The sequence below is a fragment of the Alloalcanivorax xenomutans genome, assembly GCF_032810065.1.
Taxonomy (GTDB): Bacteria; Pseudomonadota; Gammaproteobacteria; order Pseudomonadales; family Alcanivoracaceae; genus Alloalcanivorax; species Alloalcanivorax xenomutans.
Map to the genome: position 1 here is coordinate 3329306 of NZ_CP136538.1, position 25341 is coordinate 3354646.

Below are 25341 nucleotides of genomic sequence, written 5' to 3' on the forward strand. Positions count from 1 at the left end.
TTTCCTTTTTATTCCGATTGCATGGCGCCCTTGAGGCCCTGAATGCGACTGTTGATCATGGTGAGCGCGGCCTGGTAACGGACCGAGTTATCGGCGAACTGCACCCGTTCCACATCCATGTTCACGGTGTTGCCGTCCAGGCTCGGTTGATCCGGCACCCGGTACAGCAGGTCCACCTCCTCGGTGGCAATCCGTGATGGAAAGTGCCGCTCGGACGTGGTGGTCAAATGCAAAGCCCGCCCCTGCTCCTCTCCCGCCACGGCCCGCGCCAGCTCGTCGGAGAAGTTGAAGTCACGCGCTTTGAAATGCGGCGTATCGGCGTTGGCGATGTTGCCCGCCAATACCCCCTGACGTTCGTGACGAAGTTGCAGTGCCTGCTGGTAGAAGTTCAGGGCACCGGCCAGTTTATCGATCATGGCTAAACTCCTTTTGGATATAGCCAGACTAAAACGGGCCCCAAGTCTGCAAACGGACAAACAACCATGCATTTGATGGCCATTTCGTTTATTCGCCATCGGCGGGGTTTCGTACACTATGGGCAAGGGCCGAATCAGAGATGACAAAACATGAAGGCATGGCCACGGACAATCAGCGCCTTGTTGCTGGTGATGCCCGCGCTGGCGGCGGCCACCGGGATGGAGCAACGGGTCAGGACCTTTCTGTTACAGGAAGCCGCCGGGCTGGGGGATCGCATCAAGGTGACGCTGCAATCGCCGAGCGCGCCGCTGCCATCCTGTGACGACGCCACGCCATTTCTGCCTGGCCATCAGCGCCCCCTGCTCGGGCCGGTGACCGTGGGCGTGCGCTGTGATGGCCAGGTCCGTTACCTGCAGGCGCGGGTCAGTGCCCGGGGACGCTACTGGGTGGCGGCGGACAATCTGGAAGCCGGCACCCTTCTGGAAAAGGACGATCTGCGGATGCGGGAAGGGGACCTGAGCGCCCTGCCACGCCGGGCGGCTACCCGCCTGGATGAACTTGTCGGCAAGGAGCTGACCCGTCCGCTGAACGCCGGCACCGTGCTGCGGGACAGCGTTTTACGCGCCCGGCCGCTGGTACGGCGGCGCCAGCCAGTGAAGGTGGAGGCAACAGGGACCGGCTTTCGTATCGAACGCGCGGCCCATGCCCTGGAGGACGGCGCACTGGGTGAACGGATCCGGGTGCGGTTGCCGGACCAGAAGGTGCTGACCGTGGTGGTCAGCGGACCAAACCGGACCCGGGTCACATTTTGACGTTCCCGGACTCAAGCGCCCGGCTTTTTGGCCGATGAAGCGTGAGAGGAGACCTTGAACGGGGTCCGAGAGCCTGTTCCTAGCCTTTACGCCTCCGCGAATGCAATGGAGAGACAGCTGTGAAAATTGATCATCCGCACCCAGTCAGCGCCAACCGCCCGGTGCCGGAGAAAGCCGCCGAGCGCAGCGTCGAGCGTTCCGCCAGCGAGTCCGCGCAGACCAGCCCGGCGGCGGTAACCCATTTGCATCGGGACCGCAGCGACGGCGACATCGACACCGCCCGGGTGGCGGAAATCCGCCAGGCCATCAGTGAAGGCCGCCTGGAAATCCGGGCCGACCGCATCGCCGACGGCTTGATCGAGCGGGTTCGGGAAGAGCTGGAAACACGGTCCGATCCTTCATGAGCCTGAACACCCACCTGCGGCGTCAACACGATCACCTGGTCTCACTGGGGCACTTGCTGTCCGAGGAGCGAGGCTTGCTGGTTCAAGGCAGCATTGACGGTCCGGAGCTGGGCGCCGTGGCGCAACGCAAAGCCGCTCTGCTGGAAACGCTGGACACTTTCGAAGGCCGGCGCCGGGAAGCCCTGCAGCGGCTCGGCTACGACGACACCCCCCAAGGCGACGAGCAGGCGGCCCGCGAAGCGGGCTGCCTGCCGTTGTGGCGGTCAATCCAGACCCGTGCCCGGGCCGTGGCCACGGACAATCGGGTCAACGGCGAGTTGGTCGAACTGCGCGCGGCCAACAATCTGCGGTTGCTCAACGCCCTGCGGGAAAAGGCCGGCACTCCGTTATACGGTCCCGATGGCCAACCCGGCCCACGCGGCGGACGGCTGTCCTCATCCGCTTGATAAAGGTCTCGTTTCCACTTCTTCCGTATCCGTGAGCAGGAATGACAACGTGGCAATGACTCTCAAACAGGCGGTCGTCGATGACGACGCACTGGACGTCATGCTGGCCTGTCGGCCGGTGTACAGCAAAAATCAGGATCTGGCCGCTTTTCAACTGCTGCTGCAAGGCGGCGGCGACAGCGTCACGCTGTCCGACATCGAATCCAGCCATCCCGTGATTCTGGGCACCTATTCCCAGGTTTATCAGGACGGCCGCACCCGAACCGTGCCGACGTTCCTGCGCGTGACCCCGGAAGTGCTGCTGGCCCGGTCGTTACCCCATCTGCCCAAGAAGCAGTATATCCTCGACCTCGACCACGGTTTGGCCACGCCGGACGTGTTGCTGGAACAAGCCCGGCGCTGGGCCGGCCAGGGTTATCGGCTGGCATTGGACGGCTTTGGTCCGGCCGACAGCGTGGATCCGGCGCTGCTGGATCTGGTCCATATCATCAAACTGGACGTTCGCCGCTTCGACGACGACACGCTGCGCGCCACGGTGGAAAAGCTCCGGCCCCATGGCGCCGATCTGCTCGCCGATCATCTCGATGACCGCCGCCGTTTCCGTGTTTGCCTGGAATTGGGCTTCAGCTATTACCAGGGCGATTTCCTGTCCACGGCGGTACCGGTAAAAGGCCGCAAGATCGCCGGCAATCAGTTGTTGCTACTGCGTCTGCTCGCCGAACTGCACAACCCGGAGTCAACGCCATCATCGCTGGAGGCCATTGCCATCCAGGACGCCCATCTGACCTGGCGTATTCTGCGCGTGGTCAACTCCGCCGCCCTGGGTTTGCGCCGCGAGGTGAGCTCGTTGTCCCAGGCCATCGCCTTGCTGGGCATGGACGAGATGCGGCGCTGGGCCAACCTGCTGCTGGTGCACGGCAGCCAGAACAAGCCCGCGCATCTGGTCCGCAATATGCTGGTGCGCGGACGCATGTGCGAAGTGTTGGCGGAGCTCTCCGGAGAAGAGGTCCCGGTGAACCATTTTATTGTCGGCCTGCTGTCACAACTGGATGTCATCACCGACATCGCCATGCCGGAATTGATGGATCAGGTCCCCCTGAGCCAGGAGGTGAAACGCGCTCTGGTAGCCCGCGAAGGGAAACTCGGGGATCTGCTCAACGAAGTGGAACACTACGAAAACGGCCGCTTCGACCGGCTCACCTGGCTCAACGACACCTCGTTCTATGAAGTGGCCTACCGCCACAGCGTGGCCTGGGCCCGGCAGGTTCAACAGGCCCTCGGCAGCTTGTGACAGCCGATCACGGCGGCGCGGTCAATGGGCTCCGCGCCGCCGCCTTGCTAGCATGGGCCTTTCGCCAATAAGGATAATGTCATGACTCTGCCACGTTCCCTGCCCCTATTGTGCCTGCTGATCCTGGCCGCCCTGCTCACCGCCTGCGACAGCGGCCCGGGCGACAACGTGATCCGCGATGCGCTGAACGCGGAACTGGCACAAGCGCATCTCGATGAATTGCTGGAAGTGGAAGACGTGGAACAGCTCAGCGCGGTGGAGGACAGCCAGGGGGATTACAGCGTGGAAGTGAATTACCGGTTACGCGCCCGCAAGGGTCTGGCCGACTACGCTGGTGAAGTCCGCGGCGATGACGAACGCGAGCCGATGGACCGCTTCGCCATGACCATGGCGCTGGCCGCGGTGCGGGTGGAGTTCGGCCCATTCGAGGAAGGCGACACCTTCAACCGGGAACGGCGGCTGGTATTCAGTAAAGGCGATCAGGGCTGGCAAATGAAAAGCGCTTTGGGAGCGAAGCCGGATCAGCGATGATTCCGCCGCTGGCACCATCGTAGCCCGCCAGCGCGCCCCCAAGCCTGTCCGAGGTCGCTACAAGGCCGCTGTAGGAGCTTGCCCCGCAAGCGAAGATTTTGGCAGAAGAGTCCATTCGCTTGCAGGGCAAGCTCCTACAGCGGCTTCGTAGTTCTCTCTGCGGGAAGCTGTTGGCAGCGACCAGCGTGTTGCACGCATCACAACATCAAGGTCATCAGCACCGCGTCCTCGTGGCCCTCCTCGGCGCGGTAGTAGCCGGGCCGGCGGCCGCATATTTCGAAGCCGAGCTGTTTGTAGAGCTTGCGGGCCCCTCGATTGCCGGCGCGCACCTCCAGATACATCACCGACATGTCCTCATCGACAGCCCGGGCGATGGCCTGCTCCAGCATCCAGCGAGCAATACCGCGCCGTTGCCAGGCCGGCGCCACCGCGATATTGAGCAGATGGGCTTCATCCAGTACCGCGGATAACACCATGAAACCGGTGATTTCCCCTTCGTGGGTCGCCACCTTGCAGCGATAGCCACTGGAAAGACAGCTGCGGAAATTGGCCATCGACCAAGGCGTCAACTGACAGGCCTGCTCCACCGCCAACACCCGCTCCAGATCCGCGCTGGTCATGGTGCGCAGACGCACGTGATCGGTAATCTCAGCCATGGAAACCCGATTCCACCATTGCCTGCCAGCTGCGTTTTTTGTGCCGCGCCGGTTCCGAGAGCATCTCATCCAGACTGCTCACCACCAGGGCACCCATTTCACCGAGCTTGAACCCTTGATAGCGTTCCGTGCCGAGCACCTGCTTCGCCAGTGTCTCGTCCAGGCAAAACAGGGCGCGCTGTCCGCCATCCAGCCGCGCCAGACCGGCAACGAACGCCGTCAACGCCTGGGAAGCGGCATCCCGGTCCATCGGTTGATCGTCGGTCAGCGGACAATAGAACCGGCGTGGGCGGGACGGGGCGGCGGCGAACACCGCCAGCAGTGATGCCGCCAGGGCACCGTCGTGGCGGCCCAACCCGGGCGCCTTGGCATCGCTTTGTTGAAACAACAGCCAGGTTTCCCCGGCCAGGTGCGCCTCGAGCGTAAAGACCACCGTCTGATCGGCGGCAACAGGCCGTGGAGCAGCCCGGGCCGGCGCGGCGGGTTCCGTTGAAGGAGGTCGCGGCGCCGGCGGTGGCGTCCGTTCCAATTCATCGGACAACGAAGGCGGCGGCTCCGGCGTCTTCGTTTCCACCACCCGCGGTGCTTCGGTGCTCGCCGGCGCGGCCTCCGGGGCCGGTGGCGGCTCGGGCGGCGCCAGCTCCGGAGAAGGCGCCGCGCCGGGCAATGCTACCCGCGCCACCCAGGGCGTCAGCCCCAGGGCCTTCAGGTAACTTTGCCGCTGCGGTTCATTCATAGGGTGCCCCGCGCCAGTCCGATGTCGGCCCCGGTCATACGTCCGCCGCTTGCGGATGCGCCCGCTGCAGTCCGGAGGCGAAGTGATTCAAGGCATTCAGATACGCCTTCGCCGAAGCACTGATGATATCGGTGTCGGCGCCGTGGCCGTTGACGATGCGCCCGCCTTTCTCCAATCGCACGGTCACCTCGCCCTGACTGTCGGTGCCGGAGGTGATGGCGTTCACTGAATACAACGACATGGAACAGTTGCTCTGAACCAGGGATTCGATGGCCTTGAAGGTGGCGTCCACCGGTCCGGCGCCGGCAGCGGTGGCCTCCCGCTCCTCACCGTCCACGTTGATGACGATACGCGCCTTCGGCGTCTCTCCGGTGCAGGAGGTCACCTCCAGCACCACCAGTTGATAGCGTTCCTGTTCCGCCGCCTGCCGGGTATCACTGACCAGCGCCTGCAGGTCCTCATCGAATACCTCGTGTTTCTTGTCGGCCAGATCCTTGAAGCGCTGGAAGGCTATGTTCAGTGATGCATCGGAGCCCAACGGGATCCCCAGTTCCTCCAGACGGGCGCGGAAGGCGGCACGGCCCGAGTGCTTGCCAAGCACCATGCGGTTGGTGTGCCAGCCCACGTCCTCGGCGGACATGATTTCGTAAGTCTCGCGATGCTTCAGCACACCATCCTGGTGAATGCCGGACTCATGGGCAAAGGCGTTGGCGCCGACGATGGCCTTGTTCGGCTGCACCGGGAAGCCGGTGATGGTGGAGACCAGCTTCGACGCCGGCACGATCTCGCGGGTGTTGATGCCGGTGTCCACCGGAAACAGATCCTGACGGGTGCGCACCGCCATCACGATCTCCTCGAGGGAGGCGTTACCGGCCCGCTCGCCCAATCCGTTGATGGTGCACTCCACCTGACGGGCGCCGGCCTGCACCGCCGCCAGGGAGTTGGCCACCGCCAGACCCAGGTCGTTATGACAATGCACCGAGAACACCGCCTTGTCGGCGTTCGGCACCCGCTCCAGCAGGGAGCGGATGGTGTGGGCGAACTGTTCGGGAATGTTGTAGCCCACGGTGTCGGGGATATTGATGGTGCGGGCACCGGCATCGATGGCCGCCTCGACGATGCGGCACAGGAAGTCCAGTTCGGAGCGGCCGGCATCCTCGCAGGAAAACTCCACATCGTCGATGCGGTTACGGGCGTGCTTGACCGCCGCCACCGCGTTCTCCACCACCTGGTCCGGAGTCATCCGCAGCTTATGCTCCATATGGATGGGGCTGGTGGCGAGAAAGGTATGGATACGGCCCGACTCGGCCCCGGCCAGCGCTTCCGCGGCGCGGTCGATGTCCTCGGCCTTGGCCCGCGCCAGGGAACAGATGGTGGATTCGCGCACGGTATCGGCAATCGCCTTCACCGCCTCGAAATCCCCCTGGCTGGCAATGGCGAAACCGGCTTCGATGACATCCACCCGCATCCGTTCCAGCGCCTTGGCGATACGCAGTTTTTCGTCCTGGTCCATGGTGGCGCCGGGGCTTTGCTCGCCGTCACGCAAGGTGGTATCGAATATGATCAGGCGTTCTTTGTTCATCATCGTATCTCGCCAAGTATGGGGTTCGTCGATTCTAGCAAATCAGCCCGGACCGGGGGTATCAAACCAAGTGCAGTTCCCGCAACAGTTCCTCGCGAAGCTGCTCCCCGGCCTGCTGCCCGGCGATGCCCTCGGCCACCCGCACCCGCCCGCTCTCGTCCTGGGCGTAGAGATTCATGTATTCCTGTACCCGGCCATTGGTGGTGGATCTGACCGCGCTGTCGAGCACCAGCTGATCGGCGTTGCGTAGTCTCATGCGGCGCTGCCGCAGCGGAATCCCCAGCCAGCGCCGGCGGCTGCGCACTTCATCGCCACGAATCACCACCTGGAGGCTGCGCCCAAGCATATACAGAGCCAAAGCGACCAGACCGTAGCCGCCAAAAGCGCCGGCCATCAGGTACAGCATGCCGCCTTCATCGAGGGCCAGCACCAGCAGGAAAGTGCCCACCGCGGCGAAGATACCACCAAACAGCAGCAGGCCCAGTTTCAGGCCCAGATTGCGGCCGGCCCGGCTGGTCACCGTCAGCCCCTGGCCGGTGCGCTTGACCACAATCTGCTCCCTGGCCGACGCTAGCGCCGCTTCCTCGCGCTGGCGGCGATCCTCCTCCACATGAGACTCCGGCAGAGTAAAGCGGCTGCCAACGTCGCCCTGTATCACGGGAATGGACCAATCACGATGCAACTCACGGCCGTCCAGTTCGCCTTTCATGGAAACCTGCCAGTACACCGATTGCCGGCCACGCTGATAGGTGGGCGGCAAATCCCCCGGCACATCGAAGCAGAACTGAACGCGGCTGTCGCGCATGCCGGACTCCACATAGCCACCCTGATCGCTCTGCCACAGCACCGTGGTATCCGTGCGGCGGTCATCGCCGCTGCCGCGAGTCTCCTGGTGCACGCAGGAGAGGGAAACGGTGAATCTGGCCGAATGCGGCACCGCCCGGCTGATCAGGACCTCACCGCCCACCTGCCCGCCGGCCTGGCCCGGATCCGGATCCAGGGTCAGCGGCGTCGGCCCGAAGAACTTGTAACGGCGGCGGCCGACCAAGCCTCCGGCCATCACCAGGAGCCCGACCAGGGGGAACAGGAAGATAAACAACATGGCGTAATCGCCCCGCGCCGCGCCCTCAATAGCGCTCTGGTAACCCGGCGCCGGCAGCAGAACGAAAATCAGGCCGAACACGATAAGAAATCCATGTCCGGATTTCTGGTTGCTGCTGTAGATCGGTTCGCCGCCGCCCTCGGGGTTCCCCGAGGCTTTGGCTCTGCGATTGAAGAAGAACAGCAAGCCACCGCCCACCAGGGCGAACACACCGCCAAAGGCGAAGCCAAATACCAGCGACCCGCTGCGCAGGCCGCGTTCCAGATAAGCCTTTTCCGGCTGATCCGGATTCACCCAGGCCAGCACCGGCTGTTGCGCCAGCCGGGCCTGCTCCAGGCGGCGCGCCAGGCGCTGCCAGAAATCATCGAAGTTATCACTGCCGCCGTACAGAGACACCGATTCGCTGGTGTAGGTGCGTCCCTGATACTGGTATTGGTAGCGCGCACTGACGCTGTAAGTGGTGGAACCGTCCGAAGTGCTGCGATTCAGACGGCTGTCCAACACCTGGGCCGGCACCCGCTCCCAGCTGTCGGTCTGCCAGTAATGAAACAATGGCTTCAATGCGATGAAGTACATGGCGGCCAGGCCCGCCAGAAGAAAGGCGGCGGCAAAACCGTTCAGCAGGCAACCCGGCCCTTTGCTACCTTTCCTTGTGTCCGATACGGCTTCGTTCAAACCCTGTCACTCCCATCATCAAGAAAACACCACTGATCGCCCCATACAGATGGGCGTTCACGTAAACACTGCCGCCAATCCAGCCGCGCAGATAGTCCACGTCATAGCCGGGCCATTGTTCCACCAGCAAACGGCCGGCCACCACCGCCAGCACCAGCGAATGCAACCACGGGTGGCCGCGCCAGCCGAGTAACAGGCAGAACACCAGCAAAGCATGCAGTAACCCGGACAGCCCCACGTACCAGTCCAGCCCCGGGTCGAGAAGGTACAGCGCGACGCTGGAAAACAGTCCGCAAAACAGCAGCCATCCCCAGAACCGGTAGCGGTCCAGCACATCACGGAAGAAATGGACGATCAGAGCGAGACCGGCGAGATTCATCACCGTATGCCACAGATTCAGATGACTGACGTGGGCGCTCCACAACCGCCACCCCTGGCCCGCCGCCAGCGCCGCGCGATCGTATCGCAACCAGGGATTGACCCATTGGTGGGCCACGCCCAGCGCCAACACCATGAGCGCGAAGACCGCCACATGGCGCCACAGTTTCCGGTCCCGAACGACCATCTGGCCCTCTCGTGTCGTTGCCTTTACCCTACAGGCTCACTCAAACGGATTTGCCCCATGCCAAAATCATCTCTTCTCACCTTGCCCGCTACCCTGGTTGTCCTGCACACCGCTCTGGCGGCCCCCGTTTTCGCCGACCAGCCTCTGTGCGGGAAGAAGATCGCCGAAGTGGAACGTCAGCAGGCGGAGGCGCGCGCTCACGGCCACGATCACAAGGCCCGGGGACTGCAGCGGGCTCTGGACGCGCTGCGGGACGACTGCACCGATCAGGGCCTGATCGACGATGCCCGGGCCGAAGTCAGCGAAAAGCAACGGGAAGTAGCCGAACGTCAGGCCGACCTGGACGCCGCCATCCGGGAAGGGGACAAGGACGATATCAAAAAGCGAAGGAAAAAGCTCAGCGAGGCACGGCAGGAATTACTTGATCACCAATCGGAGCTGGAGCGGCTGGATGCCGGACGCTGAATGCATTCCGGCCCCAATGACAATCCAACCGCTCTCCTCCCCTTGCCGGCCTTCCGTACTTGCCGGTCAGCCGAAGGGGAGCCGCAACGGCGTTCAGCATCGGAACGCCTCCGGGCAGGCTCAAGGGCACGGCCCGAAATGGTCGGAGATAATAGCCCGGTCGACGGCGTCGGTGACCCCATCCAGGTTGAAATCGTAAACGCTGGAACCGCTCCAGCCGCCGTCCACCAGGGCATCGAGATTGGCCAGGTCGGTTTCGTCGACCCGGCCGTCCTGGTTGCCGTCACCGGGGCACTCGCTGCGTGACGCCAGGATCGCGTCGAGTTGCTCACTCAGGGCGGTGTAGCGGGCACGCTCTTCGCTACCGAGCGATGCCGGATCGCCGCCAGCCAGCAGATCATTGCCCTCGCTGTCCAGACTGGGCGTCGGCGCCTGCTGGTCGACGCGGTAGAACTCCTCGGAAAACACGTCGATGGGGCCATCGCTGTCGATGTCGTAATCCAGCGCATGGTTGCGCACCAGTTTGTACTCTTCGTCACGCACCGCCTGGTAGACGGTCCAGCCCATATCCCGCCGGTTGCTGTCGTAGTGCGCCGGGTCGTCCTGGTAGATCGCCTGATTGACCTGCCAGCATTGCGTCAGATCGCCCCGCACCACCTCCGCCGCATCGGCGCCGACGCCCCACCAGACGCCGCCGTTGTCCTCGCACACCGCCTTGTTGACCGGCGTGTGCGAGCAGGTGCTGGCGATCACGCAGGGGCCGTTCCGGCCGCCGCCAGCCTGCAGGTTCAAGCCCCCTTCGGTGAAGTTGTATTGGCGCAGACCGGGCTGGGCCGGATCCAGCAGGTAAGGCAGCATCGACACCCCGTCGTGCCCGTTGGGAATCAGCCCGGCCACATCCAGCCCGGCGATCTCACCGAACAGATGGAACACGTCGGCGGCATTGACCATGCTGCCGACGTCGCGGTCCGGCATCGCCACCATCGGGCCGGCGATGATCAACGGCACCCAGACGCCGGTCTGATAGGCGGTGCCCTTGGCCCGGGTGACGTCGAAGGGCGGTTTCACCGTGGTGCCCAGGGAACCGTTGTCGCCGACGATCACCACCACCGTGTCGCTGTCCGGCCGATACACCAGGGTGCCGTCCTCGCCGCGTTCGGCGATGCCGGTTTCCACCAGCAGCCGGCCCAGTTCCACGTCCATCGCTTCGATCAGAGCGTCGGTGAGCAGCCGTTGATTGGCCAGATTATCCATACCCATGCCGCAGTCGGTGCGCAGGGCGGCGGTGGCGTCCGAGGGCAACAGGTTCCCCGGTGGCACCTGCAAGGGGGTGTGCGCGGCGCTGAAACTCACCGTCGCCATCCAGGGGGTGCCCGCCTCGCGGGTGTTGATCCAGTCACGGGCGGCATCCACCTCGAGGGTGGAGCGATAACCCCGGCCACGGGGGTCGGTGAGCGCCGCCTCTTCCACCCCCGCCTCGCTGTTGATCACCAGGGGGGACACGTAGTGGGCGTTCTCACGCTCGAAATCCAGCGCCGCCGGCGCGCTCGCCTGACACTCCTGGGCCGGCACCAGGATGCCGCCGCGGGTCAGGCATTGCAGACCGGCGGAGTCGCCGTGCTCCACACTGGTCAAGTGCGAACAGGAGGTGCCCTCGCTGCTCTGGACGTAACAGGCACCGAAGGCGGCGCCGTGCAGCGGGTCCTCGATACGGCTGGGCACGAAGCCGCAGGAATAGGTGCCCTCCGGGGCCACGCCACCGGCGGTGGTGTCGATGGAACCGGGCAGCCCGCCGGTCCAGCCATGGAAATAATCCCAGCCCAGTTCCCCGGGCGTGCCGTTGCCGGCCACGTTGTGTTCCGGTCCGGCCAGATGGAATTTCCCGAACATGGCGCTTTGGTAGCCGGCCTGTTTCAGCAGTTTCGGGATGGTGGTGGCGTAGGGGCTGAGTTGCGAGTTGGCCAGATCGTTGGGGCCGATCGCCTGATTGATGTGGGTGCGCGTCGGATAGCTGCCGGCCAGCAGGGCGGCGCGGCCCGGCGAGCATTCCGGCATCGACCAGGTGTTGCGGAAGCGCACCCCTTCGGCGGCGATGGCGTCGATGCTGGGCATGCTCGGCGGATGGACGCCGCCATAACCCATCGATGGCATCTGATCGATGCCCACGTCGTCCATGATCACGAACAGGATGTTCGGCCGCTGTGGCGTGTCATCGCCGGCCGCCGTGTCCGAGTCGGAATCCAGCCAGCAGCCTGGCATCGTCAAGGCGATACCGCCCAGTATCAACAGGTGACTTAACCTATTCATAACCCCCTCCTTGTTCTCCGTTTTTGTCATGGTGGGCTCCGGTGCCGCTCTGGCGGCTAAATACCGGATCCCAGGGATTCTGTTCTCTGAGTTCGGCCAGCAAGACGCGCCTCTCATCGGGCCGGTCGCCCAGCAGGTTCAACAGGGCCAGGCGCAGCGACCGGTCGGCCGGGTGAGCGCGCAACTGCTGGCGCAGCACCTGCCGGGCCCGCCTCGGCTGACCGCCGTCGTGCAGGGCGATGGCCAGCACATAGGCGTAATCGCCGTTGTCCGGCGCCAGACGGTGGGCCGCCTGGAACGCTGCCAACGCCGCGCCGTGCTCGCGGTGGCGCACCCGCGACAGACCCAGCGCATGACGCAGGCTGGCCTCGTCCGGATAGCGGGCGATCTGCTCGCGCAGCAGGGCGCGCGCCCGGTCGGCCTCGCCCTTGTATTGCTCAAGCCATTGCGCCAGCAGCACGGTGGCCGGGAAGAACGCCGGGTCACGGCGCAGCGCCTCGCGCAGCGCCGCTTCGACCCGGTCCTGGCGACCGGTGAGCAGGTACAGGTTGGCGAGATTGAAGTGGGCGTCGGCGCGCTCCAGCAGGCCTTGCTGCACCGCTTCGTATTCCTCTTGCCAGGCCGGCGGCGGCGCGTGCCGCGAGCCGCCGCTGGCCTGCAGCCATTGCCAGGCCGCCGCCAGCCGGACCGCGCGCACCGGGTCGGTCAGCAGCGGCTGCAAGGCCGCCACCACCTCGCCGGGGGGCAACAGGGCCGGCACCAGCGGCACCGCCGCTTCGCGCACCGCCGCGGCGTCGTCGGCCAGGCCGTCAAGCACCGCCTGCCGGGCCCGCGCGGAGGGATAGGCCGGCAATTCAGACAGCAAGGCGGCACGCCGCACCGCCGGCAGATCCCGCCGCGCCAGTTGTTCGAACAGGGCGCGGGCGGCGCCCGCTTCGCCGCCACGGGCCTTGAACAGCGCCCGCGCGTAGCCGCCGTCTCGCGGTTGATGTTCCGGGTACCAGCGGCGGAAGGCGTCGATCAGCGGCGGCTCGGGCTCGCCGGCGTGGCATTGCAGGCAGGCATCGTCGTGGCCCAGCGCCCGCGCCTGGGCCGGGTCCGGCGAGGTGAAGCCGTGATCATGGCGAAGGTCATTGCCCATATAGACCTTGCCGGGCATGTGGCAGGCCTGGCATTGCGCCCCCGGCGAGCCGGCGGCGTGGTGATGGTGCGCCGGGCTGTCGTAGTCGCCGGCGCGCAGGCCATCGCCACGAATCGCCGGGCGCACCGGCTCGCCGGTGCCGTTGTGGCACTGTGTGCAGACCGCGTTGCCGGGGGCGCGCAGGGCGCCGCTGTGGGCGTTGTGGCAATCCGAGCAGACCACCCCGGCGGCGTGCATACGGCTTTGCACGAAGGCGCCGTACTCGAACACTTCGTCCCGAATGGTGCCGTCCACCTCGTACAGATCCGCGCTCAGCCCGGTCACCCGGTAATCGTCGCGCAGGGCGGCGCCGGGCCGGGCACCGTCGCCCAGCGGCGCGCGCCGGCTGTGGCAGCGCGCGCAGGTGTCCACCTCGGAGGCGCGGGCGGCGTCGGTGAGGGGCACCTCGAAACCGTGGCCGGGCACCGCTTCCGCCGGCGCCCGGGTCCACTGCAGATGTCGCGAGGCGGGCCCGTGACAGCTCTGGCAGCCCACGCCCAGGGCCCGCCAATGGCTGTCGAAGCGATCCCCGGCGGCATCGTAGCCCCGTTGAAAACCGCTGGTGTGGCACTCGATGCAGATGAAGTTGGCGTTCTGGGCGGGCTGGCGCCAATGCAGCGGGTGCCGTTCGTCCACCTCCGGCCGGTCATAGAGATGGAACCAGGACCGCGTTTGCGTATCCCAGGCCACGCCATACGCCTGCAGCCGCCCGCCCTCCGTTTCCAGCAGGTATTGCTGCAGCGGTTCCCAGCCGAAGGTATAGGCCACCTTGTGTTCTTCCGGCTCGCCGTCCCGCTCCCGGGTGCGAATCCAGAACTCGCCGTCTTTGCGGAAAAAAACGCTGCTCTGGGTCTCGCCAACGAAACCGGTGCCGTCGAAAGCGCCGCGCACGGTTTGATCGGTGGGCTCCGTCATCGCCCGATGATGATGCGAACCGTGCCAATCGCGCACCTGGGCCTGATGGCACTGCCCGCATTGCGCCTCATCGACCCAGTGCGCCGCGACCGGGTCGGCGCCGTCGCCACGCCAGGGCGCCTGGAACACCGCCACCAGCACACCGGCCAGCGCCACCACCAGGGCCACCGCGATACCGATACGCATGGCTACGCCACCGGATCCGGCTGCCCCGGGTCCGCCACCGCGCCGGGCAGACGCAGGGGCAGCAGCAGGGTCAGACGGGTGCCGCTGGCCAGGGGTTCGATGTCGATCACACCGTTCAGTTGCCGGACCCGGCGGCGCATGTTGATCAATCCCTCACCGCCCCGCTCGGGCCGGCGCGGAAAGGGACGGCCATCGTTTTCCACCGTGATGCACGCTTGGCCGCACTCGGACCGGGCGCCCCGTACCGTGATCCGGGTGGCGCCGCCATGCTGCAGAGCATTGGTGATCGCCTCCTGCAGGATGCGCAATACATTGAGCGCGTGGGACGGGGTGACCCCGGCGATCTCCGGCAGCGGCGCCAGCGACCAGTCCAGTCCCACGCCCAGCCGTTTGAGCTGCCGCTCCAGCCGTTCCCGCAATCCGGCCAGCGCCACCGGCAGTTCGTGGTCGTCGATGTCCAGCGAATGGATCACCAGCCGCAGATCATCCAGAGCCTCGCGGGCGGCGCCTTCCACCCGTTCCGATTTCTCCCGCTCCGAGAGCGCGATGATCGAGGCCAGATGGCCGGACAGACCATCGTGCAGGTCGGCGGTGAGACGCCGGCGTTCCTCGCTGAGCGCCCGCGCGGCGGCCTCACGGCGTTCGTCCTGGTGCAGCCGTTCCAGTTCACGCTCCTGCTCCTGCAGCCGTTGCTTGAGATAGCCGTTGACGTTATCCAGACGCCCCAGGCTCAGACCCAGACGGCGCATCAGGATCATGGCGATGCCGATCATCATCGCCGGGCGGTAATACAGCGACAGGAAGATCGGCCCGTCCAGCCAGGTCATGATGATGGCGAAGTCATGCAGGGCCGCCACCGTCGACAGCAGCAGCGGCAGCACCAGCAGCCAGGCCTCCTCGACCCGTCGCGCCAGCGCCGCCCACACCATGATCGCCAGCGCCGCCAACTGGCCGAGCATGTTCAGTGGCGCATTGACGAACAGCACCACCTGCGCCGCCGGCACCAGCCCCAGCGCGCTGACCAGGATGCAGGCGGCGGGCACCCCCGGCACCGTGACCTTCAACCAGCGCGGCGGCGCCACGCCGGCGATCAGCAAGGCGGTGATCACCAGAATCTCGCAGGCCGCCGAGCCGGCCATGATGGCGTAATACATGGCTTCGATCGGCGCCGGCAACAGCTCCCGCATCATGCCCAGATAGACGAACATGGAGGTGGTCAGCAACAGGAACAGCCAGCCGAACAGCGATTCCTGGGGCCGGTAAAGCCACACCACCAGCACCACCAGGGCGATCAGCAGTTGCCCGGCGGGCACCATCAAGCGCAGGTACTCGAGCACGAACACCCGGGCTCGGTAATACGGTGCCAGCCGTTCGCCATCGTCCACATACAGGGTTGAGAGGTAACCGGGCACCAGCCCCAGGGTTTGCACCCGGATATCGATGACGTTCTCGCCACGCTCGAGCAGTTTCCCCGGCAGCGCCACCAGCGCCGGAATGCCCGAGGCCAGCGACACCAGGGTGGTGCGGTTTTCGGTGTCCGCGATCCGTTCGCCGGCCAGTTCGATCACCGCCCGCTGACTGATCGTGGGCAGGTAGAGATAGGCGTGATCCTGGCCATTCCAGTCGAAGCGGGCGCGATAGTGTTCCCAGCCGCCGGCGGGGCGGCCGGCCTGGGGCAGGGATACCGGGGTCCAGGCGCCGTCCTGATAGCGCTCCGCGGTGTCGATGCGGCCGCTGGCGGGCTCGGGCAGGCTGCCCCACAGCGGCACGCTGGCGAGCAGCGCCATCAATGCCCACAACACCCCGAACCCCACCGCCCGTCTCACAACCGCAACAACCCCCGTTTGGACGCTTCATAAACGGCCTCGGATCGATTATTGGCCGCCAGTTTCCGGTAAATGTTCTTGATATGCACCGGTACCGTCTGTCGTGACATATTCAGCCATTCCGCCAGTTCGGTATAGGTGAAGCCCTTGGCGATGCCACGCAGGATTTCCATTTCCCGTGGCGTCAGCGCCGGGCCGGCGGGGTCTTCCGCCGGCTTGTTCATGCGGCGCACCAGAATTCGTGCGATCGACGAGGAAATCGGCGAACGCCCGGCGCGCAGTTCCTCGATGGCTTCCACCAGCTCGATGGAGTCGGCGTCCTTGAGCAGATAACCCACCGCGCCGGCCTCGATGGCGGCGAGCACGGTCTCGTCGTCGGCCAGCACCGAGATGACCATGGCATCGGCGTCCGGGTGGCGCTGGCGCAGTCGGCGGATGGCTTCTATGCCATGGCCATCCGGCAGATTCAGGTCGGCCATCAGCAGGTCCACCGGATGCTGGTCCAGCGCCACCAGCGCTTGTTCCAGCGTGGCGCAGGCCGCCACCAGCTCGCCACCGCCCCAGGCACTGAGAATACCGACGAAGCGTTCACGCAACGGCGCGTCGTCCTCAAGCAACACAACACGCACCGCGCCGCTGGTCCCCGTCATTGTTGTTTTCCCCCGAACCGCCGAAATCACCAACGACATAATGCCCTACCCCCCGGCACCGCTGGATACCCTATTTATGGTATGGGCTTGTGGTCCCGCGCAAGGAAAAGATAACCGGGGCGGAAAAGCATTCCGGCGACAGCGTGCCGCGTGGGCGGCACGCCAACCAACAAAAAGGGGGATACCATGAAATCATCACTGCCCGGCTTCATGCTGGCGGGTTGTACCTTGTTCACGCTCGGTGGCTGCTTCGATTCGGATTCCGGATCGTCGCGGGATGGCGGCGCGGACGCGTCCACGCCACCCAATATTCTGTTCATCGTGGTCGACGATGCCGGTATCGATCAGTTCCGGGCGTTCGGTTATGGCGGCGCGATCCCGGCGGAAACCAGTAGCATCGACGCCATCGCCAACGCCGGGGTGCGCTTCCGCAACACCTGGTCGATGCCCACCTGCTCGCCGACCCGCGCCACCTTTTTCGAGGGACGCTATCCGTTCCGCAACAACGTGCGCAACGCCATCGTTTCCAATGACTTGGCCAATTCCCAGGTGTCCCCCTACACCCTGACCGTGCCGCGATTGCTTCGCGAAGAAGCCGGCTACGTCAGCGCGCTGATCGGCAAGATGCACCTGACCGGTTCCGACCTGGGCCCCGAGAATCATCCGCTGGGCGACGGCGCCATGCGTGAACTGGGCTGGGACTACTTCGCCGGCTATCTGGACGGCGCTCCCTACCCGATCGATACCACCGGCGGCGGCGTGGCGCCGGAGGGCACCTACCAGTGCGGCTTCGTGCCCAACACCGTGGCCGACGGTGAGAACGGCGCCGACTTCGGTGTCTGCTATCTGGCCGATGGTGAGCATCTGATCATGAACGATCTGGACAGCTACCCGACGCCGGGACGTACCTGCGTGGAACGCGGCGGCCTGTTCGATCCCGAGGCCACGGTGTACAGCGAGATGCGCCGATCCGAACTCGATTTCACGGTCCAGAACGGCTATTACACTGGCGAATGGAAAATCAATCACGCCGATGGCCGCGACGAAACCCTGCTCGCCGCCGATCCCCGCGCCCGCGGTTACCGCACCGTGCAGGAGACCGACCGCGCCATCGACTGGATCACGCAAACCCGCGCCCGGCAACCCGGCACCCCCTGGATGCTCAGCCTCGGCTATTCCGCCCTGCATGCGCCGCTGCAACCGCCGCCGGCGGCTCTGCTGCCGCACCCGGACGCGGACCTCAGCCTGCTCGGCTGCGGCACCCCCGCCGCCAATCGCCTGGCGGAACTGGGCATCGTCGATCCCACCGAAGCGGCGGATTTCGCCCAGCAACGGGCGGTGGCCCAACACATGCTGGAGGCGGTGGACCATGAGATCGGGCGCCTGCTGGTGACCACCGGCATTGCCGAGCGGCTTGATGACGGCACCCTGCGCTACAACCCGGACAGCAACACCGTGGTGGTGTTCACCAGCGACAACGGCACTTACATGCCGAGCGTCAAACTGCCGTTCGACCCGGTACGGGCCAAGGGCTCGCTCTATCAATCCGGCGTCTGGGTGCCGCTGGTGGTGGCCGGCCCTGAATCCATCGTCAACAGCCCGGACCGCGACGTGCCGCATATGGTCAACAACACCGATCTGTTCAGCCTGTTCCGGGAAATCGCCGGCATCGGCGAGGAGCGTCTGCCCGCCTCGGTACAGCTGGACGCCCGGCCGGTGATGCCCTACCTGACCGAACCGGACCACCAGGCCATTCGCGACACCAACTTCAGCGAGCTGGGCACCAATTTCAGCGCTGATCCGGCGCCGCCCTGCGTCATTCCCGGCGCCAATGTGTGCGTGGAAATCTTCCCGCAACAGGGCGTCTGCGAAGACCAGAGCGGCATCTGGTACGGTCCCGGCGGCGCCGCCGGAGCGGACGGCTTCGATTCCTGCTGCGCGGTCAACGATTACCGGGTGTCCCAGGGCGAGGACCCGGTAAAACTGTTCCCTCACCATCAGAGCACCCTGCGTGACGAACACTATAAGCTGGTGCGCATCAGCCGCCTGGACTGCGCCACGGACACCTTCGTCGATAGCGAGGAATTCTACCAGATCAATGAAAGCCCGGACCCGCTGACCTTGAAACTCGACCGCGAAGACCAGGACCTGCTGGCGGACAAAACGCCGGACCAACTGACCGCCACGGAGCAAACCCATTACGCGGCCTTGAGCACCGGCCTGACCGACTTGCTGGCCGGGGACAGCGCATGCCCCGGCGACGGCAACGACGATGGCGTGGTGGACGCCACCGACCTGGAGCAATGGGCCTACTGGGCCGACCCCGACCAGGGCGGCGGCCTGTCGAGCTGGTACGACGTCAACCTGGATGGCCTCACCGACACCGCCGACCGCGATCTGATCGAGGCCAATATGGGGCAGGACTGCCGGCCCTGAAGCTCCGGCATTGAGGTATTGCTTACACGCGATACGCTGGCACGCGGGGACCTCAGGTCCCCGCTGTTTGCCCTGCCGGCATAGTCCGCACCGATAGCCAGGCGGCGCCGATGGCGGGCACCAGCAGCGCGGCGCTGATCAGGGACAGGGTCAGGTTGGTCAGTGGCACCGGGCCTCCTCCCGGGATAGCCAGCAGCATGCCGCCGCCGATCAGCGCCAGCCGGATCGGCCACTCCAGAACCCGGTTTACCGACAGATCGCCGACACCCAGCAGGTAGCCCTGCATGGCGCAGGCGATCAGCAGCACGCCAAAGAACGCCTGAGTGATCACCATCACGACCTCATACCAGGCCCCCTGAAAAATCAGCGCCGGATTCAGTACGAACAGGAACGGAATGAAATAGATCACACTGCCCAGCCGCATCGCCTGGACTCCGGTTTCCATTGCCCGGGCTCCGGCCACCGTGGCGGCGGCGAAGGCGCCGAGGGCCACCGGTGGCGTAATGAAACTGAGCATGCCCCAGTAAAGAATGAACAGGTGGACCGCCAACGGGTCCATGCCACCACCGTTGATCAGCGCCGGCGCCAGTGCCACCGCCAGGAAAATGTATGCCGCCGTCACTGTCATGCCGATACCGAGAATAAAGCTGGTCAGCGCCCCCATCAGCAACAGCACCAGGGTGTTGCCGCCAGCCAGGAAAATCAGGTCGTTGGCGATGGTGCCGGAAAGTCCGGTCACCGACAGCGCGCCCACCAGCAGGCCGACCCCGGCCAGGATGGCGATCAGTTCGGCAAACAGCTTGCCCGAGGTCGAGAAGAAGTTCTTGACCTCCCGCCAGCCCCAGCGCTGATAAGGCAGGAGCTGATTGATGATCAGCAGCAGCGCCGTGGCGAAGAACGGCGCGGTGGCCTCCCGCCGCAGGAAGAACAGCAACCAGATCAGCAAAGCGAAGACAAAAATGAAATACCAGCCTTCTTTCAGCGTCTGCCGCAACGATGGCAGCTCGTCCTCCGGCAGTCCCTTGATCCCGTATCTGGCCGCGTAGGCATCGATCTGGATGAACAGCCCGAGAAAATAGAGCACCGAAGGCACCACCGCGGCCAGGGCGATGGTACCGTAGGGAATGTTCAGGAACGACGCCATGATGAAGGCGGTGGCGCCCATCACCGGCGGCATCAGCACCCCCCCGGTGGAAGCACAGGCCTCCACGCCGGCGGCATAGGATTTGCCGAACCCCATCCGGCGCATGGCGGGGATCGACATGACGCCGGTGGTCATGACATTGGTGATCACGCTGCCGCTCATCGAGCCCATCAACCCGCTGGAAAACACCGCCACCTTGGCGGGCCCGCCACGGACGTGGCCGAGCAGGGAAAACGCCAGGTTAATGAAAAACCTGCCGCCACCGGTCTGCTGCAGAGCCACCCCGAACAGCAGGAAGCCGATCACCAGATTGGCGAACGCCTGCAGTGGGATCCCCATGATGCCTTCCCGGCTCATGGCCAGATAAATAGCGGTGGCGTCCGGGCTGGAAGGAAAACCCTGGATCGGCCCGGGCATCACATCGGCGAAGATCGGATAGAGGCTGGCACCGCCAACGATCACGGCGATCGGCCAGCCGCCCGCCCGGCGTACCGCTTCCACTACAATCGCCCAGAACAAAAAGCTCAGGGTCACCGCGTGGCCCGGCGCGGCGTATTCCCAGCCCCGGTTGAGGATATGTTCCGCGTTGTAAACAAAGAAGGCGCACACCACCACGGCGGCGATGAACAGCAGTACGTCATACCAGGGCACCCGGTCCCGGGCACCATGGCGATTGATCGGCCAGAGCAGAAACACCAACGGCAGCATCAGGGCCACCACGGTGTAGAAAAACTGGCTTTCCACCCGGGTGATGATGTTGATGATCTGCAGGTTGAACAGGTAGTCAATGGTGATCAGAGTCAGGGCCAGGGTGGCCAGTCTCGGCACCCATAGCCAGACACCGGAAAGGGAGCGGATGCCGGAAATATTTTCCGGCTGGCTGACAGTATCCCTGGGGGACGTTGCCTGAGTCGAACTCATGGTCATGAAACTCCGGACAGGAACTTGCGAGCACAGGATGACCGGTTCAATAGAAGACCGGGTTCATGTCTTCGGCTTCAAGAGCAGTGGCCCGTGCCTGCATCCAAGCCTCCCGGAACTGATCCTGATCCGAGGGCGGATTGTCATCGACAAAGGCATTCCAGGTCTTGATCAGGAGTGCCTGGCGCCGGACCAACTGATCCTGGTGTGCCTGCATCTCATCGGTCCAGATACCAATGTCCTTGTAGTACCGCACCACCGCGTCATGGAACGGAATCACCCAAAACATATTCTGGCTGTCGATCCCGTACCCGGTGGCGCCCGGCGCATCGTTCTTATATTCGTCGTAGTCTTCGTGTATGACCTTGATCAGGTTATAGACAATGTCCGAATCGTAGTTACGGGTCGCCACCATGACCGGATACGGATAGCTTGCGAACGCGTGGGGGTGGTCTTTGTTAACAACGCCCCCCGCCGCCGATGTCACCTCATGAGACTGGAAGTAAGGCGCCACGTTCTTCATGCGCGCCCATCCTTCCTCATCATCCGGGCTCAGCTCTGGCCAGGTAATGCCTCTCGGGCTGGCGGCAACCTGTTCCGGCGCTGGCGCGGATGTCATGGTGAAGGCCGCGTCCGCCAGTCCCTGAATGATACCGTCGAAGGAACGGTTATAGCCGGGGAATTCCACCCGTTCCACGTCATCCCAGCTGAGTCCGCCAAACGCCAGATAGGCCTCGGTACCGAGGTTCAACGATGGCGCGCCTCGGACCCAGGCGATTTTTTTGCCCTTCAAATCGGCGGGGGTTTTGACCTCCAGATCACCGGCCACCACCAACCCCATGCCAAAATCAGCGATGGACGTTCGGATCACACGCACCGGTTGCGGCCCCCAGGCGGCATCGGCAAACAGGAGCACCCCTTCCGACGCGTAGTAACTGGCGATACCACAACCGCACAGATCGACACGGCCGGTTCTCAACGGCGTCATTCGGGAGACATCGTTATCACCGGGCAATACCCGAACCGATACGTTGAACTTTTTCTTGAGCACATTCCCCAGCGCCAAAAGCTGAGCATAGTTCGCCGAGGAGGTCGGATAGGAAGTCCAGGCCATGGTCGAGGGAAGCGGGCTCGCGGTATCGGCGGATACCGGATTCAGAGCAATGACGCCCGCGAGCGCGAACCCCGCCAGAATTTTCTTCAGATTATTCATAAAAAACTCCTCTTTTTATTCTAGGATTCGGCGAATTCTTGTTTCAGTTTTCGTTTCGATACCTTGCCGTTATCGTCACGGGGCAGATCGTCCACTATCCGGATGTCCCTGGGGATCTTGTAATTGGCCAGGCGCCCGACCAGATAGTTGCGAATGTTCTCCATCACCTGATCGGCACCGCCGGTACACTTCACCAGCCCCACCAGAGATTCCCCATACTCCTGATCGGGAATGCCAAAGACCGCGCAATCGAGCACTTCCGGCAATTCCAGCAGGGCATGTTCAATTTCAGCCGGGTAAATATTGACGCCACCGGAGATCACCATGTCGGAAACCCGGTCGCAGACATACAGGTAACCGTCTTCGTCCACATAGCCAACATCGCCGACCGTGATCAGGGCCCCCAAGCCGGCTTTAGCGCGGGCGGCCGGGTTGTTTTGATAGGTGAAGTCCGGATAGGCGGGCTGCCGGCCATAAATGACGCCGGTTTCACCGATGGGACATTCTTTGCCGTCGTCGCCCACGATTTTTATTTCGGCGTTCAACACCGGCTTGCCGACACTGCCCGGTTTGATCCGCGCCCCCTCGGGCGTCTGCACGGTCAGCATCCCGGTTTCGCTGGAGGCATAGGTCTCGTAGATAACCTCCCCCCACCAGGCCAACATGGCGGCTTTCAGTTCCGGGGCGCAGGATGCGCCGGTGGACGCGACAAATCTCACCGATGAAATGTCGTACTGGTTTTTGACGCTCTCCGGCAACCGCAGAAGCCGGACGTACATGATCGGTACCAGATAGACAGTGGTGATCCCGTGCCGCTGAATCAGCCTCAGGATGTCTTCCGCGTCGAATTTCCGCGTCAGCACCAACAGATCGCCGTGCAGCAGCGTCTGCAGCGTCATGGAATTCGGCGCGCTGTGATACAGCGGCGCGGGCATCAGGGTCCGGACGCCGGCTTTGACGCCCCAGGCCTGTTCCGAAAGCGCTTGCATGGCGGGCGGATGCTCCGGCCCCAAGGGCAGCCGGCATACCCCTTTGGGTTTGCCGGTGGTGCCGGAGGTGTACGGCATCATGCCGCGAGGGGCACGAACCTCGCCGGAGTATTCCGGCTGCCGACTCAGCCAGCTCTCGTAGTCAGGGGGTTCGCCGTTGTCGCCGTCGATGGCAATCACGGAGAGCGCTGCGGGAATGATCTCAGCAATCTCCCGCAGAAAACCCTCCTCGATAATCAGCGCCCTGGCACCGGAATCGAGCAGGATATGCTCGGCTTCAGCGGAGCGAAAATGCCAGTTGATCGGGCAGTAATGGGCTCCCAGCACCTGGCAGGCCAGCATCAGGTCAATGAACGCCGGATGGTTTTTCACCATCACCGCAACCACATCGCCTTCGCCCACACCAAGACCGGTCAGTCCACCCGCCAGTCTCCGAGCCCTGAGATCAAGTTCTTCTCCGCCAATGAGCCGGTCCTCAAAGACCAGGTCTGCTGTCATTATTCTTACCTTTCTACATTAGTTGGTGCCCCGCGATGAGCGCGTGACACGATGTCGCCAGTGGTAGCGGACACTGTAGAAAGGATTCACAACCTAGACAATGATCCATATTTTGGCCAGACTGTTTCCAAATTCGCAACAATAGCACCCGTCATGGACATCAAGGACTTCGAGGCCCTGGTCGCGGTGGTGGAAAGCGGCAGCATGACCAGCGCGGCGGACCGCTTACAGACCAGCCGTTCCAACATCAGCCGGCGCCTCAAGAAGCTGGAAACGGAACTCCGGGTTCAGTTGATGAGACGCACCACCCGCCGGGTGGAGCTGACACAGATAGGCATCAGGCTTTATGAACACGCGGTGAAAGTGATGCAGGAATTCACCGCCATGGAGGCCGTTGTCAGGGATATGGGGCGGGCGCTGCGGGGCCACCTGCGAGTCAGCGTGCCTATCGGCCTGGGCCAACTGGTGCTGGCGCCGGCCCTGCTGGATTTTTGCAAGGAGAACCCCGAGGTCACCATGCAAATCACGTTCAACAACCGGATATACGATCTGCTGGAGGATGAAATCGACGTGTCCATCCGGGTCGCCAATTCACCGCCCGATCATTATGTGGCCCGGGAATTGTCGGCCATGGAGTGGGTCACCTGCGTTTCCCCGGATTATCTGGAAAACCACGGGACTCCGCGGTCGCCGGAGGAATTACCCACCCATGCCCTGGTTACACCCCCAGTCAGAAACAATCGACTGATCATGAGATTCATCTCCGGGGACACACACCATGTCGTCGATCTTCAACCGAAACTGCAATGCTCGGACATGAATTTCCTCAAGCAGTCGGTGGTGCTTGGCAATGGCATCGGGGTACTGCCGTATTACCTGATCAGTGATGAACTGCAATCGGGGCAGTTGGTCAGAACGCTGATCGATTTCGATCCTGACCCGAAAATGTGGGGCGACAAACTGTATCTGATCACCGCGCCAAACCTCTATCCCTCTCAGCTTATCCGGACCTTTCTCGATTACATCAGGACGCTGTTCTCCGATGACGGCAGCATCGGGGCGATACTGAAAAATCAGAATCCGTGAATGATCATGGGCGGGACTCAACCGTTCGCCAGCGCAAAAATGCCTGCTCCACTGGAATCCCCTGAATCCGCAAGTCTACGAAACCGCTGTAGGAGGCGGGTTCACTGGCCTTGGAGACAGGCACAAAAAAAGATTCATCGCGGTATGGAGGGAAACCGTATTGCCTTCCATCAGGGACAGCGGATCCGCGTTACGCCTTTGCGGCAACACCGTGAAGCAGAGTCCCGCAAAGGCGTAACGCGGCTCCGCTTCAGGGTGACCGGCGAATACGGATGCCCTATCCACCGCGAGCAACCGGAGGCCATCCT

Annotated in this window: 21 protein-coding genes; 8 read left to right on the top strand and 13 right to left on the bottom strand. The window is 63.9% G+C overall.

All coding sequences use genetic code 11. From position 1 onward, the window contains the following. Positions 1 to 8: 8 nt before the first annotated feature. Positions 9 to 416 carry a flagellar basal body rod protein FlgB gene (gene flgB / locus RYH70_RS15270; protein ID WP_022995673.1) on the bottom strand — a complete coding sequence of 136 codons (408 nt, stop codon included), beginning with the start codon at positions 414 to 416 and terminating at the stop codon, positions 9 to 11. A 150-nt stretch (positions 417 to 566) separates the two neighbouring features. Here flgB and flgA point away from each other — a divergent pair, with 150 nt between their 5' ends. The 5 genes from flgA to RYH70_RS15295 all read left to right on the top strand — a co-directional run bounded on the left by flgA (position 567) and on the right by RYH70_RS15295 (position 3901). After that, complete coding sequence (flgA, locus tag RYH70_RS15275; RefSeq protein WP_317009364.1) at positions 567 to 1229, top strand: flagellar basal body P-ring formation chaperone FlgA; 663 nt, start codon at positions 567 to 569, stop codon at positions 1227 to 1229. A 119-nt stretch (positions 1230 to 1348) separates the two neighbouring features. Then, positions 1349 to 1633 carry a flagellar biosynthesis anti-sigma factor FlgM gene (flgM, locus tag RYH70_RS15280; RefSeq protein ID WP_022995675.1) on the top strand — a complete coding sequence of 95 codons (285 nt, stop codon included), beginning with the start codon at positions 1349 to 1351 and terminating at the stop codon, positions 1631 to 1633. Beyond that, entirely contained in the window at positions 1630 to 2079 is a 450-nt protein-coding gene (locus tag RYH70_RS15285) for a flagella synthesis protein FlgN (protein WP_317009365.1), read from the top strand. Before flgM ends, RYH70_RS15285 begins: the two co-directional genes overlap by 4 nt. Before the next feature lie 55 nt (positions 2080 to 2134). Next, positions 2135 to 3370, top strand: coding sequence for an EAL and HDOD domain-containing protein (locus tag RYH70_RS15290; protein ID WP_317010174.1), 1236 nt, complete (start codon positions 2135 to 2137; stop codon positions 3368 to 3370). An 81-nt stretch (positions 3371 to 3451) separates the two neighbouring features. Further along, the gene (locus RYH70_RS15295; protein WP_097058628.1) at positions 3452 to 3901 is read left to right on the top strand and encodes a hypothetical protein; all 450 of its coding nucleotides are present in this window, start codon (positions 3452 to 3454) and stop codon (positions 3899 to 3901) included. A gap of 197 nt (positions 3902 to 4098) precedes the next feature. Here RYH70_RS15295 and rimI read toward each other — a convergent pair whose 3' ends face one another. The 5 genes from rimI to rrtA all read right to left on the bottom strand — a co-directional run bounded on the left by rimI (position 4099) and on the right by rrtA (position 9217). Then, complete coding sequence (rimI, locus tag RYH70_RS15300) at positions 4099 to 4557, bottom strand: ribosomal protein S18-alanine N-acetyltransferase (RefSeq protein WP_022993689.1); 459 nt, start codon at positions 4555 to 4557, stop codon at positions 4099 to 4101. Continuing rightward, a complete protein-coding gene (locus RYH70_RS15305) occupies positions 4550 to 5293 on the bottom strand; it encodes a hypothetical protein (RefSeq protein WP_284456041.1) in 744 nt (247 codons plus the stop codon). Before RYH70_RS15305 ends, rimI begins: the two co-directional genes overlap by 8 nt. A gap of 34 nt (positions 5294 to 5327) precedes the next feature. Continuing rightward, positions 5328 to 6875: a 2-isopropylmalate synthase gene (locus tag RYH70_RS15310; RefSeq protein WP_097058640.1), complete on the bottom strand. Its 1548-nt coding sequence runs from the start codon at positions 6873 to 6875 to the stop codon at positions 5328 to 5330. A gap of 61 nt (positions 6876 to 6936) precedes the next feature. Then, the gene (locus RYH70_RS15315) at positions 6937 to 8652 is read right to left on the bottom strand and encodes a DUF3592 domain-containing protein (RefSeq protein ID WP_317009366.1); all 1716 of its coding nucleotides are present in this window, start codon (positions 8650 to 8652) and stop codon (positions 6937 to 6939) included. Beyond that, positions 8618 to 9217 (bottom strand): rhombosortase, encoded by a 600-nt coding sequence (gene rrtA, locus RYH70_RS15320; RefSeq protein ID WP_063139927.1) that lies wholly within the window; start codon positions 9215 to 9217, stop codon positions 8618 to 8620. Before rrtA ends, RYH70_RS15315 begins: the two co-directional genes overlap by 35 nt. 57 nt (positions 9218 to 9274) lie before the next feature. On the opposite strand from rrtA, the gene RYH70_RS15325 reads away from it, so the two are divergent. Then, complete coding sequence (locus tag RYH70_RS15325) at positions 9275 to 9682, top strand: DUF1090 domain-containing protein (RefSeq protein ID WP_317009367.1); 408 nt, start codon at positions 9275 to 9277, stop codon at positions 9680 to 9682. 120 nt (positions 9683 to 9802) lie between these two features. Here RYH70_RS15325 and RYH70_RS15330 read toward each other — a convergent pair whose 3' ends face one another. The 4 genes from RYH70_RS15330 to RYH70_RS15345 are packed head-to-tail and all read right to left on the bottom strand — an operon-like array spanning position 9803 to position 16746. Beyond that, on the bottom strand, positions 9803 to 11989 hold the full coding sequence (locus tag RYH70_RS15330) for a sulfatase-like hydrolase/transferase (protein WP_082823740.1): 2187 nt from the start codon (positions 11987 to 11989) through the stop codon (positions 9803 to 9805). Beyond that, on the bottom strand, positions 11982 to 14270 hold the full coding sequence (locus tag RYH70_RS15335; RefSeq protein WP_317009368.1) for a multiheme c-type cytochrome: 2289 nt from the start codon (positions 14268 to 14270) through the stop codon (positions 11982 to 11984). The genes RYH70_RS15330 and RYH70_RS15335 overlap by 8 nt, the downstream gene beginning before the upstream one ends. A gap of 2 nt (positions 14271 to 14272) precedes the next feature. Then, positions 14273 to 16084, bottom strand: a complete 1812-nt coding sequence (locus RYH70_RS15340) for a sensor histidine kinase (RefSeq protein ID WP_233917124.1) — start codon at positions 16082 to 16084, stop codon at positions 14273 to 14275. Between the two features lie 8 nt (positions 16085 to 16092). Further along, the gene (locus RYH70_RS15345; protein WP_063142389.1) at positions 16093 to 16746 is read right to left on the bottom strand and encodes a response regulator; all 654 of its coding nucleotides are present in this window, start codon (positions 16744 to 16746) and stop codon (positions 16093 to 16095) included. Between the two features lie 186 nt (positions 16747 to 16932). On the opposite strand from RYH70_RS15345, the gene RYH70_RS15350 reads away from it, so the two are divergent. Continuing rightward, a complete protein-coding gene (locus tag RYH70_RS15350) occupies positions 16933 to 19182 on the top strand; it encodes a sulfatase-like hydrolase/transferase (RefSeq protein ID WP_317009369.1) in 2250 nt (749 codons plus the stop codon). A 52-nt stretch (positions 19183 to 19234) separates the two neighbouring features. Here the strand turns inward: RYH70_RS15350 and RYH70_RS15355 are convergent, their stop codons facing one another. Genes RYH70_RS15355 through RYH70_RS15365 form a run of 3 tightly spaced genes read right to left on the bottom strand, consistent with a single transcriptional unit; the run spans position 19235 to position 23947 of the window. Continuing rightward, complete coding sequence (locus tag RYH70_RS15355; RefSeq protein WP_063142394.1) at positions 19235 to 21247, bottom strand: TRAP transporter permease; 2013 nt, start codon at positions 21245 to 21247, stop codon at positions 19235 to 19237. Between the two features lie 46 nt (positions 21248 to 21293). Continuing rightward, the gene (locus tag RYH70_RS15360; RefSeq protein ID WP_063142388.1) at positions 21294 to 22460 is read right to left on the bottom strand and encodes a TAXI family TRAP transporter solute-binding subunit; all 1167 of its coding nucleotides are present in this window, start codon (positions 22458 to 22460) and stop codon (positions 21294 to 21296) included. A 20-nt stretch (positions 22461 to 22480) separates the two neighbouring features. Next, entirely contained in the window at positions 22481 to 23947 is a 1467-nt protein-coding gene (locus RYH70_RS15365) for an AMP-binding protein (protein ID WP_063142387.1), read from the bottom strand. A gap of 153 nt (positions 23948 to 24100) precedes the next feature. Between RYH70_RS15365 and RYH70_RS15370 the strand changes: the two genes are divergently transcribed. Then, the gene (locus RYH70_RS15370; protein WP_063142386.1) at positions 24101 to 25033 is read left to right on the top strand and encodes a LysR family transcriptional regulator; all 933 of its coding nucleotides are present in this window, start codon (positions 24101 to 24103) and stop codon (positions 25031 to 25033) included. Positions 25034 to 25341 lie beyond the last annotated feature (308 nt).

Coding starts and splice junctions, on each gene's coding strand:
- flgB (WP_022995673.1), bottom strand. CDS start 416: ATGATCGATAAACTGGCCGGTGCCCTGAACTTCTACCAGCAGGCACTG.
- flgA (WP_317009364.1), top strand. CDS start 567: ATGAAGGCATGGCCACGGACAATCAGCGCCTTGTTGCTGGTGATGCCC.
- RYH70_RS15285 (WP_317009365.1), top strand. CDS start 1,630: ATGAGCCTGAACACCCACCTGCGGCGTCAACACGATCACCTGGTCTCA.
- RYH70_RS15290 (WP_317010174.1), top strand. CDS start 2,135: ATGACTCTCAAACAGGCGGTCGTCGATGACGACGCACTGGACGTCATG.
- RYH70_RS15295 (WP_097058628.1), top strand. CDS start 3,452: ATGACTCTGCCACGTTCCCTGCCCCTATTGTGCCTGCTGATCCTGGCC.
- rimI (WP_022993689.1), bottom strand. CDS start 4,557: ATGGCTGAGATTACCGATCACGTGCGTCTGCGCACCATGACCAGCGCG.
- RYH70_RS15305 (WP_284456041.1), bottom strand. CDS start 5,293: ATGAATGAACCGCAGCGGCAAAGTTACCTGAAGGCCCTGGGGCTGACG.
- RYH70_RS15310 (WP_097058640.1), bottom strand. CDS start 6,875: ATGAACAAAGAACGCCTGATCATATTCGATACCACCTTGCGTGACGGC.
- rrtA (WP_063139927.1), bottom strand. CDS start 9,217: ATGGTCGTTCGGGACCGGAAACTGTGGCGCCATGTGGCGGTCTTCGCG.
- RYH70_RS15325 (WP_317009367.1), top strand. CDS start 9,275: ATGCCAAAATCATCTCTTCTCACCTTGCCCGCTACCCTGGTTGTCCTG.
- RYH70_RS15330 (WP_082823740.1), bottom strand. CDS start 11,989: ATGAATAGGTTAAGTCACCTGTTGATACTGGGCGGTATCGCCTTGACG.
- RYH70_RS15335 (WP_317009368.1), bottom strand. CDS start 14,270: ATGCGTATCGGTATCGCGGTGGCCCTGGTGGTGGCGCTGGCCGGTGTG.
- RYH70_RS15345 (WP_063142389.1), bottom strand. CDS start 16,746: ATGACGGGGACCAGCGGCGCGGTGCGTGTTGTGTTGCTTGAGGACGAC.
- RYH70_RS15350 (WP_317009369.1), top strand. CDS start 16,933: ATGAAATCATCACTGCCCGGCTTCATGCTGGCGGGTTGTACCTTGTTC.
- RYH70_RS15355 (WP_063142394.1), bottom strand. CDS start 21,247: ATGAGTTCGACTCAGGCAACGTCCCCCAGGGATACTGTCAGCCAGCCG.
- RYH70_RS15360 (WP_063142388.1), bottom strand. CDS start 22,460: ATGAATAATCTGAAGAAAATTCTGGCGGGGTTCGCGCTCGCGGGCGTC.
- RYH70_RS15365 (WP_063142387.1), bottom strand. CDS start 23,947: ATGACAGCAGACCTGGTCTTTGAGGACCGGCTCATTGGCGGAGAAGAA.
- RYH70_RS15370 (WP_063142386.1), top strand. CDS start 24,101: ATGGACATCAAGGACTTCGAGGCCCTGGTCGCGGTGGTGGAAAGCGGC.